This window comes from Enterobacter soli ATCC BAA-2102, from assembly GCF_001654845.1.
GTDB classification, from domain to species: Bacteria; Pseudomonadota; Gammaproteobacteria; order Enterobacterales; family Enterobacteriaceae; genus Enterobacter; species Enterobacter soli.
In genome coordinates this window covers 54,938-64,597 of the sequence record NZ_LXES01000047.1, presented here as the reverse complement: position 1 = coordinate 64,597, position 9,660 = coordinate 54,938, and the positions used below count along the sequence as shown (strand labels likewise).

General features: G+C 53.4%; 11 protein-coding genes. 5 read left to right on the top strand and 6 right to left on the bottom strand.

Annotated features, from left to right (window positions below; genetic code table 11):
- Positions 1-234: 234 nt before the first annotated feature.
- Positions 235-1,413, bottom strand: a complete 1,179-nt coding sequence (gene purT, locus M987_RS18765; RefSeq protein ID WP_014070679.1) for a formate-dependent phosphoribosylglycinamide formyltransferase — start codon at positions 1,411-1,413, stop codon at positions 235-237.
- A gap of 198 nt (positions 1,414-1,611) precedes the next feature.
- Between purT and ptrB the strand changes: the two genes are divergently transcribed.
- Positions 1,612-3,672, top strand: coding sequence for an oligopeptidase B (gene ptrB, locus M987_RS18760; RefSeq protein WP_014070678.1), 2,061 nt, complete (start codon positions 1,612-1,614; stop codon positions 3,670-3,672).
- Here the strand turns inward: ptrB and exoX are convergent.
- The 3 genes from exoX to M987_RS18745 form a co-directional block, all read right to left on the bottom strand.
- On the bottom strand, positions 3,669-4,331 hold the full coding sequence (gene exoX, locus M987_RS18755; protein WP_014070677.1) for an exodeoxyribonuclease X: 663 nt from the start codon (positions 4,329-4,331) through the stop codon (positions 3,669-3,671). The genes ptrB and exoX overlap by 4 nt on opposite strands.
- A gap of 24 nt (positions 4,332-4,355) precedes the next feature.
- Positions 4,356-5,006: a carbon-nitrogen hydrolase family protein gene (locus tag M987_RS18750; RefSeq protein ID WP_014070676.1), complete on the bottom strand. Its 651-nt coding sequence runs from the start codon at positions 5,004-5,006 to the stop codon at positions 4,356-4,358.
- A 109-nt stretch (positions 5,007-5,115) separates the two neighbouring features.
- A complete protein-coding gene (locus M987_RS18745; protein WP_013096102.1) occupies positions 5,116-5,346 on the bottom strand; it encodes a DNA polymerase III subunit theta in 231 nt (76 codons plus the stop codon).
- A 137-nt stretch (positions 5,347-5,483) separates the two neighbouring features.
- On the opposite strand from M987_RS18745, the gene yobA reads away from it, so the two are divergent.
- From yobA to M987_RS18730, 3 genes are read left to right on the top strand one after another with little or no spacing between them, the layout of a single operon-like run.
- On the top strand, positions 5,484-5,858 hold the full coding sequence (gene yobA / locus M987_RS18740) for a CopC domain-containing protein YobA (protein ID WP_014070675.1): 375 nt from the start codon (positions 5,484-5,486) through the stop codon (positions 5,856-5,858).
- Between the two features lies 1 nt (position 5,859).
- A complete protein-coding gene (gene copD, locus M987_RS18735; RefSeq protein WP_014070674.1) occupies positions 5,860-6,729 on the top strand; it encodes a copper homeostasis membrane protein CopD in 870 nt (289 codons plus the stop codon).
- Positions 6,730-6,743: 14 nt separating this feature from the next.
- A complete protein-coding gene (locus M987_RS18730; RefSeq protein ID WP_014070673.1) occupies positions 6,744-7,082 on the top strand; it encodes a YebY family protein in 339 nt (112 codons plus the stop codon).
- A gap of 480 nt (positions 7,083-7,562) precedes the next feature.
- On the opposite strand, the gene M987_RS18725 is transcribed toward M987_RS18730, so the two are convergent.
- Positions 7,563-8,504: a VirK/YbjX family protein gene (locus M987_RS18725; RefSeq protein ID WP_014070672.1), complete on the bottom strand. Its 942-nt coding sequence runs from the start codon at positions 8,502-8,504 to the stop codon at positions 7,563-7,565.
- Between the two features lie 179 nt (positions 8,505-8,683).
- Between M987_RS18725 and pphA the strand changes: the two genes are divergently transcribed.
- Entirely contained in the window at positions 8,684-9,328 is a 645-nt protein-coding gene (gene pphA, locus M987_RS18720) for a protein-serine/threonine phosphatase (RefSeq protein ID WP_014070671.1), read from the top strand.
- Positions 9,329-9,366: 38 nt separating this feature from the next.
- Here pphA and M987_RS18715 read toward each other — a convergent pair whose 3' ends face one another.
- Positions 9,367-9,606 carry a YebV family protein gene (locus M987_RS18715; RefSeq protein ID WP_014070670.1) on the bottom strand — a complete coding sequence of 80 codons (240 nt, stop codon included), beginning with the start codon at positions 9,604-9,606 and terminating at the stop codon, positions 9,367-9,369.
- Between the last annotated feature and the right edge of the window lie 54 nt (positions 9,607-9,660).

The following is a 9,660-nucleotide window of genomic DNA, read 5'->3' as shown; positions in this document are numbered from 1 at the left end:
CTCCGCCCGTCCCCGAAAAGCCGGAAGGAATAAGCTGAGGGTACCGCGAAGCGGCGATTTTCTTTGCCGGGAGACGGGATTGTTAAGGGGGCGCGATAGCCCCCTTAACACGTTCACCGCAGCAGATTATGCAGGTAGCAGGAAAGTCTGAGTGAACGGAACGATGCCACTAAACTAACAGAGTGGCTTCATACTGCTTAACTGACTGGCATTAGGCCTTTTGGCCCGTTTTTTTTATCCTGCGACGATAACATTCGCCGCGGCTGTTTTGGCTCTTGCCACGGCATCGTCCACGTTATCACCGGTGGCCAACGCCACGCCAAGACGGCGCGTGCCGTCGATTTCCGGCTTACCAAACAGACGTACCTGCATCCCTGCACCAACGGCACCGTCAACGTTATCAAACGTCACGTTCTGGCTGGTCAACTGCGGCAGGATCACCGCCGACGCCGCCGGGCCATACTGACGAATGCCACCAACAGGCAGGCCAAGGAAGGCGCGGACGTGCAGGGCGAACTCAGAGAGATCCTGCGAAATCAGCGTCACCATCCCGGTATCGTGCGGGCGAGGGGAGACTTCGCTGAACACGACTTCATCGCCACAGACAAACAGCTCAACGCCGAACAGGCCATAGCCGCCCAGAGCCAGTACCACTTTGCGGGCGATCTCCTGCGCACGCTCCAGCGCCAGGGCACTCATCTGCTGAGGCTGCCAGGACTCACGATAATCGCCATCTTCCTGGCGATGGCCGATTGCTTCGCAGAAATGCACGCCGTCCACGGCGCTAACGGTCAGCAAGGTGATTTCGAAATCAAACTTCACCACACCTTCAACAATTACGCGTCCGGCGCCTGCGCGGCCACCCTGTTGTGCGTAATCCCAGGCCTTGTCCAGCGTGGCGCTATCGCGGATAAAGCTTTGTCCTTTGCCGGAGGAGCTCATTACTGGCTTAATGATGCACGGGTAGCCAATCTCTTCCACGGCACTGAAAAAGGTCTCTTTGCTGTCAGCAAAACGGTAGCTGGAGGTTGGCAGGGCCAGCTCTTCTGCCGCCAGGCGGCGAATGCCTTCGCGATTCATGGTGAGCTTTGCCGCTTTCGCACAAGGCACAACGCGCTGGCCTTCCTGCTCAAGCGCAATCAACGTATCAGTGGCAATAGCTTCGATTTCAGGCACCACAAAATCCGGTTTTTCTTGTGCAATCAGGGCACGCAGGGCATCGCCATCCAGCATGTTTATAACATGTGAGCGATGGGCGACATGCATGGCAGGCGCATCCGCATAACGGTCAACCGCAATCACTTCCACGCCTAAACGCTGGCACTCAATGGCGACTTCTTTACCCAGTTCACCTGAGCCCAGCAGCATTACGCGAGTGGCTGCCGGACGCAGCGCGGTTCCTAAACGAGTCATAATAATCCCCCTGAAAAAGTTGCGCGCAGTATAAACGAAAACGTTTGCGTCTGTCTTGTCTCTGGCCCAATGAGGGGGGTAAGAAATGGCGCTTTCTGATTTCAGGGCCAGGTGACGGAGCTGACGGCGATGTTTCGCTTGCATCGTGCGTGTGTTTTGCCAACCTTATAGGGTGTAAAACCAAAACGAATAAATAACATGTCACCAAAAGCCCGACGCGAGCCTCACGCCATTACCACGCATGGCGATACACGCATAGACAACTATTACTGGCTACGGGACGATTCGCGTTCCCGCCCGGAGGTTCTCGACTATCTTCACCAGGAAAATGACTACGGCCGCAAGGTGATGGCCAGCCAGCAGGCGCTTCAGGATCGGTTATTAGCCGAAATGGTGGAGCGAATCCCGCAACGGGATATCTCCGCCCCCTGGACCAAAAATGGCTATCGCTATCGCCATATCTACGAGCCCGGCAACGAATACCCGGTGTATCAACGCCAGTCTGCCCTGAGCGCGGAATGGGATGACTGGGAAATCCTGCTGGATGCCAACCAGCGCGCAGCCCACAGCGAATTCTATACTCTGGGCGGTATGTCCATCTCCCCGGATAACGCCATTATGGCGCTGGCCGAGGATTATCTTTCGCGTCGGCAGTACGGCCTGCGTTTTCGTAATTTAGAAAGCGGGAACTGGTATCCCGAGATGCTGGACAACGTGTCACCGGATTTTGTTTGGGCGAATGATTCCGAAACGGTCTACTACGTGAAAAAACACGCGGTGACATTGCTGCCTTACCAGGTCTGGCGCCATACCATTGGGACATCCGCCGCTCAGGATGAGCTGGTGTATGAAGAGAAAGACGAAACCTTTTACGTCAGCCTGAGTAAAACCACGTCCCGTCATTATGTTGTTATCTCTCTTGCCAGTGCGACCACCTCAGAAGTGCTGCTGCTGGATGCGGAGCTTCCTGATGCGCAGCCTTTGTGCTTCCTGCCGCGTCGTAAAGATCATGAGTACAGCCTGGATCACTACCAGCACAGCTTTTACCTGCGCTCAAACCGCGAGGGGAAAAACTTCGGCCTTTATAAAACCAAAGTGCGCGACGAGCGGAAATGGGAGGTGTTAATTCCAGCGCGTGAACAGGTGATGCTGGAAGGTTTTACGCTGTTCACTGACTGGCTGGTGGTGGAAGAGCGCCAGCGCGGGCTGACCAGCCTGCGGCAGATCAATCGTAAAACGCGGGAAGTGGTGGGGATTGCCTTTGATGATCCGGCTTATGTGACGTGGATAGGTTTCAACCCTGAACCGGAGTCGTCTCGTCTGCGCTATGGCTATTCGTCAATGACTACGCCGGACACACTGTTTGAGCTGGATATGGACACCGGGCAACGGCAGGTGCTGAAACAGGCTGCGGTTGCGGGTTTTGAGTCGGAAAATTATCGCAGCGAACACCTGTGGGTGAAAGCCCGGGATGGCGTGGAAGTGCCGGTATCGCTGGTGTATCGACCGGAACATTTTCGTAAGGGCAAAAATCCATTGCTGGTTTACGGTTACGGTTCGTATGGTGCCAGCATGGATGCCGATTTTAGCAGCAGCAGGCTGAGCCTACTCGATCGTGGTTTCGTTTTTGCGATAGCGCATGTGCGTGGCGGCAGTGAGCTGGGCCATCACTGGTACGAAGAAGGGAAATTCCTCAGGAAGAAAAACACCTTCAACGACTATCTTGATGTCTGCGATGCGCTGATAGAGCAGGGCTATGGCGATCCGGGGCTTTGTTTCGGCATGGGGGGCAGTGCCGGGGGAATGCTGATGGGAGCGGTGATTAACGCGCGGCCCGAGCGTTTTAAAGGCATTGTTGCCCAGGTGCCCTTTGTTGATGTGTTAACCACGATGCTGGATGAATCCATCCCCCTGACGACCGGCGAATTTGAAGAGTGGGGCAATCCGCAGGACGAAACCTATTACCGCTACATGAAAGAGTACAGCCCTTACGACAACGTGGAGGCCAAAGCCTATCCGCATCTGCTGGTGACCACCGGGTTACATGACTCGCAGGTACAATACTGGGAGCCGGCAAAATGGGTCGCTAAACTGCGCGAGTTGAAAACTGACGACAGTCTGTTGTTACTTTGCACGGACATGGATTCCGGCCACGGGGGTAAATCGGGGCGTTTTAAATCCTACGAAGGGGTCGCGCTGGAGTACGCCTTTTTGATTGGCCTGGCGCAGGATACGCTGCCAGGCCGTGTCGGGAATTAAGATTCGCCCAGATAGTGCCGGAGGGTTAAACGAAGCTCCGGGCTCATTCTGTCGAGGTTGTTGTACAGCCAGCGCAAATAGCCCGGATCCTTGTCGGCAACTTCAGACACCGCTTTTCCGCGGTACTTGCCGAACGTAAAGGTCGTCAACAGTGCCGGGCGCCCGGTTATGGTTGCCATATCATCCGGCGTCCACCCCGAGGTATTCATAATATCGATGAGCAGTGCCGCGGTGATATAGCAATCATACAGGGCACGGTGATGGTGTAGCCCTTCAGGGGTTCTCACGCTCAGCTTGCGCGATTTGTAGAGCGCCATATTGCTGTATTTGATCCCCGGCCATAAGCGGCGGGCCAGCTTCATGGTACAGATCCACTCACCGGGCATTTCCGGCAACACGCGGCGGTCAAAACTGGCGTTATGCGCCACGTACCACATGCTGCCGTAATAGTGGGGGATGACCTCTTCGATCCAGGGCTTATCCGCCACCATCGATTCAGTAATGCGGTGAATGGCCATCGCCTGCGGGCTAATCGGACGATCGGGACGCACCAGGTGACTCATTGGATTGACTATTTTACCGTCAACCACGTCAACAGAGGCCACTTCCACTATTCCGCCCTGAAGATCGCAAGTTTCGGTGTCGATTACGCGCAGCATTGATCGCTCCTGACCCTAAAACGCTTAGCCTAAAGGAATGATATCGCCTTGCCAACCCTGTCTTCCCCGGGAGCCAGTCAATAACAGCTCACCCTTATCGGCCCGGACGATGAGTTGTCCTTTTTCATCCCACAGCGCGCTGCCGTTGCGGGCATTCGCCATCAACACGGCAATCGAATATTTGTGGGCAAATCGCTGTAAGGTACTAATAGACTGACGCCAGCGGTGATCGCCTACATCCTGGCTGCTGGTTAATAATGCGGCCAGTGGGTCGAGGTTTGGCGTGTCAGAGTGGGTGTCTATGATGGTGAGTTGCGTATCATCGCGGGTAAGGCTCGCGTTGCTTCCCTGCGGATAACGCAGAGCGGTATCGCAGCACGGGCTAAACAGGGCTAATCCTTTCTGGCGCTGACCCTGGTTTTCCAGCGTGATCCCGGCGATAACGGTAATACGGTATATTTGGGTAGCCCGAAGAAGAGGCTCTAGCTGGCGAACGCTGGGTGGGGCTGGCAGAACCTCATCACCCGGGCCGGTTAACGAAAGCTCAGGGAAAACCAGCAAATCGCACTGCTGTCGTGCGGCTTCGGCAATGAAGCGTAAATGGTGCTCAACGTGCGCATCCACGCAGTGATGCTGGCGGGCATACTGAGCGGCAGCAATATTCCATCGTGACATCGTGACATCCTTATACACAGAGTCGCAGGCTTTAAGAATACACCTTAAAACTTCAGGGTTTTCTTATCCTGCCACAATCCGTGTAAGGAAATGTAACACGTCGTTAAGGTTACTTAACTTTAGGTTCGTAGGGTAAACGCGAAAGATTAACTGAGGCAAGACGGTGGGCAATGAGGCGCTCGCGGAACCAGTCGCGCAGGTGCGCAGGCTGTTCACGTTCGACAACTTCGGCCACAATAGGCATGTTGTAACGCTCTTTAAATGCCACGCCAGCGGCAGCGAGATCGACATTCACTTTGTCCATCTCGTCCTGAGGAAGGGCGGCCAGATTGATCTTCATTTCCTTCTCCTTTTTTTGCGGCGGCAACGTTACCGCGATTGCACGGCGTTGACAAGCAGGCGCAGGATGATCCTCGACTCGTTTATTATACAGAGTTATCCTCTGTCATGTAGACATAACAAAAAGGAATGATTGCGATGGTTTTTTCCTCGACCCGCGCGGTTTGCGCGTTAACCTTTCTGATTGCTTCGGTGGCAACACCTTCTGTCCTGGCGCACGCGCATCTTAAACAGCAAACCCCGGCAGCAGACGCCGTGGTCGCAACGGCACCACAAGCGTTAACCCTGCATTTTTCAGAGGGCATTGAACCTGCTTTCAGCGGAGTGACCGTGACAGGGGAGCGGCAGCAAACGGTCAAAACAGGCGCGGTTAAGCGTGATGAGAAAGACAAAACGCAGCTGATTGTGCCCTTAGATCAATCGCTTGCGACGGGGACGTATCTCGTCGAATGGCATGTGGTTTCTGTGGATGGCCACAAAACCAAAGGCAGCTACCGTTTCAGCGTGAAATAACATGCTGGCGTTAAGCTACGTTGTTCTGCGTTTTATCCACTTCGGCGCGCTGATGCTGATTTTCGGCAATGCGTTGTACAGCGCATGGCTCGCGCCTTTTTCGCTGCACCGGCTAATGACGCGGCGTTTTCAGCAACAGCAAAAAGTCATGGCAGTAGTTAGCCTGCTGTCGGCGCTCCTGATGTTTGGTCTTCAGGGCGGATTGATGGGTAATGGCTGGAGCGACGTATGGCGCCCGGAGAACTGGGGGACGGTGGCCTCAACGCAATATGGCAGCGTCTGGGTGTGGCAGATAATTCTGGCATTAATCACCACCGCAACTGCCTGGATTGCGCCGCAGAAAGGGGCGAGATTACTGTTGCTGGCGATGGGGCAATTTTTCCTGCTGGCGGGCGTCGGACACGCCGCGATGAATGAAGGCATTGCCGGAGGCGTGCAGCGTGTGAACCATGCAGTGCACCTGCTGTGTGCTGCAACCTGGCTCGGCGGATTGTTGCCACTGCTGTTTTGTATGCAGCTGGCCAAAGGCCGTTGGCACGTTGCCGCCATCTACACCATGATGCGTTTTTCCCGCGTGGGGCATTATGCGGTGGCGGGCGTCATTTTTACCGGGGTAATCAATGCGCTGTTTATCCTTGGCCTAAATGTTCCCTGGGACACACACTACGGACAACTTTTGTTGTTCAAATGTGCGCTGGTGGCAATGATGGTGGTAATTGCGCTGACGAATCGGTATTTTCTGGTTCCACGATTTCGACCGGATGCCGGGCGAGAACAACAAATTTTTATCAGGATGACACAGGCAGAGGTTGTGCTGGGGGCGCTGGTGCTGGCAACGGTCAGTCTTTTCGCCACCTGGGAACCCTTCTGAGAAGGTTAAAACATATGAAAAAGACACTACTTTCGCTCTTACTGCTGGCCAGCGCCGGAAATGCACTGGCGGCGCAGCAGGTGATCACGGTCAGCCGGTTTGAAGTGGGTAAAGAGAAATGGGCGTTCGATCGTGAAGAGGTGATGCTGACCTGCCGTCCTGGTCATGCTCTGTATGCCATTAATCCAAGCACTCTGGTGCAATACCCGCTTAATGATATTGCGGAGCAACAGGTCGCCAGCGGCAAAAGCAGCGGGAAACCCATCAGCGTGATCCAGATTGATGATCCGGCAAATCCCGGCCACAAAATGAGCCTGGCACCGTTTATCGAGCGAGCCGACAAGCTCTGCTAGCATTCTGGTTTCCAATAAAAAACCGCAGGCGCTTGCGAGAGCTCTGCGGTTTTTTAGTTTTTATGATGGCGATGCGCTTTTTTTAGGCCACTTTTACCGTGGACTGGAAAACCTGGCGCTCTCATCTATTCTTAAAAGGCAAGGCGATTTTAGCCTGCATTAATGCCAACTTTTAGCGCACGGCTCTCTCCCAAGAGCCATTTCCCTGGACCGAATACAGGAATCGTATTCGGTCTCTTTTTATGTGCTTGTTTTTTCAAAGTGATTACCGGTGTTAACCCGGAACCACCTGAAAACTTCTCGAATTTTCCATATCCTGTCTAAACCATAACATACTCTGCACCGCGTTCGTCCAGGTATTTTTGTCATTGTTACATTTTCGTGTTTGAGCGATCTGGTGAATGGATGTGGGGCGAGGGCGACACAAAAATGCCGCCCGAAAGCGGCATATCCTGCACCGGGTTTATACCCGTTTCAGGCTTAAAAGCGTGATTTTACTGACGCTTCAATTTCGTCGAGCAGTTCAAAACGACGGCGGTATTCAGCACGTTTTTTACTGGCAATCTCTTCCAGGGATTTACGTTCCATCTGCAAAGGTAACTGCCAGCGGAAGGTGGACAGTTTTTTGCCGTCGATAGACTCCCAGAACTCATCGTAGCTGGCATGGAAATGGCGACCTTTGCTCAGTCGATAACGCAACGCACGGAAGATGTGACCTTCATCGCTGACGGCGTAAATGGCTTTGATGCCGGAAAGCGTTGCCAGCTGGAACAGCACTTCCATCAGTACGCGTTTCGGAAACAGACCATGACAGGCGCGAGTGGCTTGTTTAATCACGTCACGAGACACGCTGCGACGCGGGCCTTGCAGACCGCCAATCACCAGCACCGGCTGGCCGTTTTCACGGGCAACACAGAACGTCAGGCTCGCGAGCAGGGTATTTTCGTTATCACGCAGCCACAACGTACATTCACCCTCACGTTCCGCTTTGCTGGCATTCATGGCGTTGACGTTATAGCTGACGCCTTCTTTAGCGTGAAACTCAACAATCGACTGTTCCTGCGGGCCCGTTAAGGCCTTGACCAGGCTGGCGTCTTTCAGGGAATCGATCCACTCATAGTGGCTGACGATGGCTTCAGCACGATCGTTGGCATTCATGCCGCGCATCAGATACTGACGGTGAGTTTTGCTCGGCAAGGTGATTTGCGAGGCCAGAAGCTGATCAAAATCGTCACGACGAGACAGCGCTTCCAGCATCCGGTGAGTTGAAGACCAGAACAGCAGCGAGCGCAGAAGAAACTTCAGTCGATACTCGCGTTTTTGCCAGATTGGGCCTGGGACGAGTTTACCTTTCACCAGATCGGAAATAATAGTTGCGCGATGAGAATGTGCTACATCGTTTTGCAGGCGCGAATTTGACACGTGAGAACCTCAGATTTTATGCATTGCATATTTTAGGGGGCATGCAAAAGTGGATTAATACTGGTGAGAGATTTATTTGTCCTTAGTTTACTGTTTGTTTAGCTTTATGAAAAGGTACATCACCCTGGCCGCTCCGTATGGACTTTTATGTTGCGACTATACTCCTTTGAGGAGGCGTTATGTATCAACGAATCGATGGTTCACAGTGGCGCCATGTCTGGGTTGTCAGCGACATACATGGTTGCTATCAATGGCTTATGGACGAACTTAAGCGTCGGCATTTTAATCCCTATGAGGATCTACTCATCTCAGTTGGGGATTTAATCGACCGTGGGCCGGACAGTGTCAGTTGCCTCGCTCTAATGAACGAAAAATGGTTTCGTGCGGTACGGGGTAATCATGAACAAATGGCTCTCGATAGCCTTCAGGATAATGATTTCGCACTCTGGACGAGGAATGGCGGCATATGGTTTGCCAGGCTTGAGAGCGGGGAGCAAAAACGGGCGCTGGCGCTGCTTGAGGAGTGTCGAAAGTTACCGCTGATTATTGAAATCACCTGTGCAAACGGTCTCAACGTAATTGCCCATGCAGACTACCCCTCAGAAGAGTATGCCTGGAACAAACCCGTCAGCGAGCAGCGGGTCTTGTGGGACCGTAATCGCTTAATGGGGTTTATGGCGGGTAAAGGGCAGGGGATTCACGGTGCGGATCACTTCTGGTTTGGGCATACGCCACTCGATAAACGCTATGATTTTAATAACCTGCACTATATCGATACCGGTGCAGTCTTTGACGGGTATTTTACGCTGGCGCAGTTACAGTAACGCATAAATAACCCGCCTTCGGGCGGGTTCTCTTTAGGTCAGACAAGCCGCATGACCCAGGCATCGGAATTACGATCGTAGTGCTCACGGTAAAGAACAGAGTGTTCGCCATCAAGAATGGCAGGAATGCTGATATCGGCATCCCAGGCATCCAGTTGCATACATAAATCCGGGTCGGATTTGCAGGGAATACTTAACGTTCGGTCGCCTTGTGTTTCGCCGCGCAATTCTGCATCGTCGATCTCAAAAGCGCCAATACGCACGCTGGTTTTCGTCATAATGCTCTCCGGGGTTTGTGCAAAAAAATCTGGTATGACCAGTCGGTCATCCAG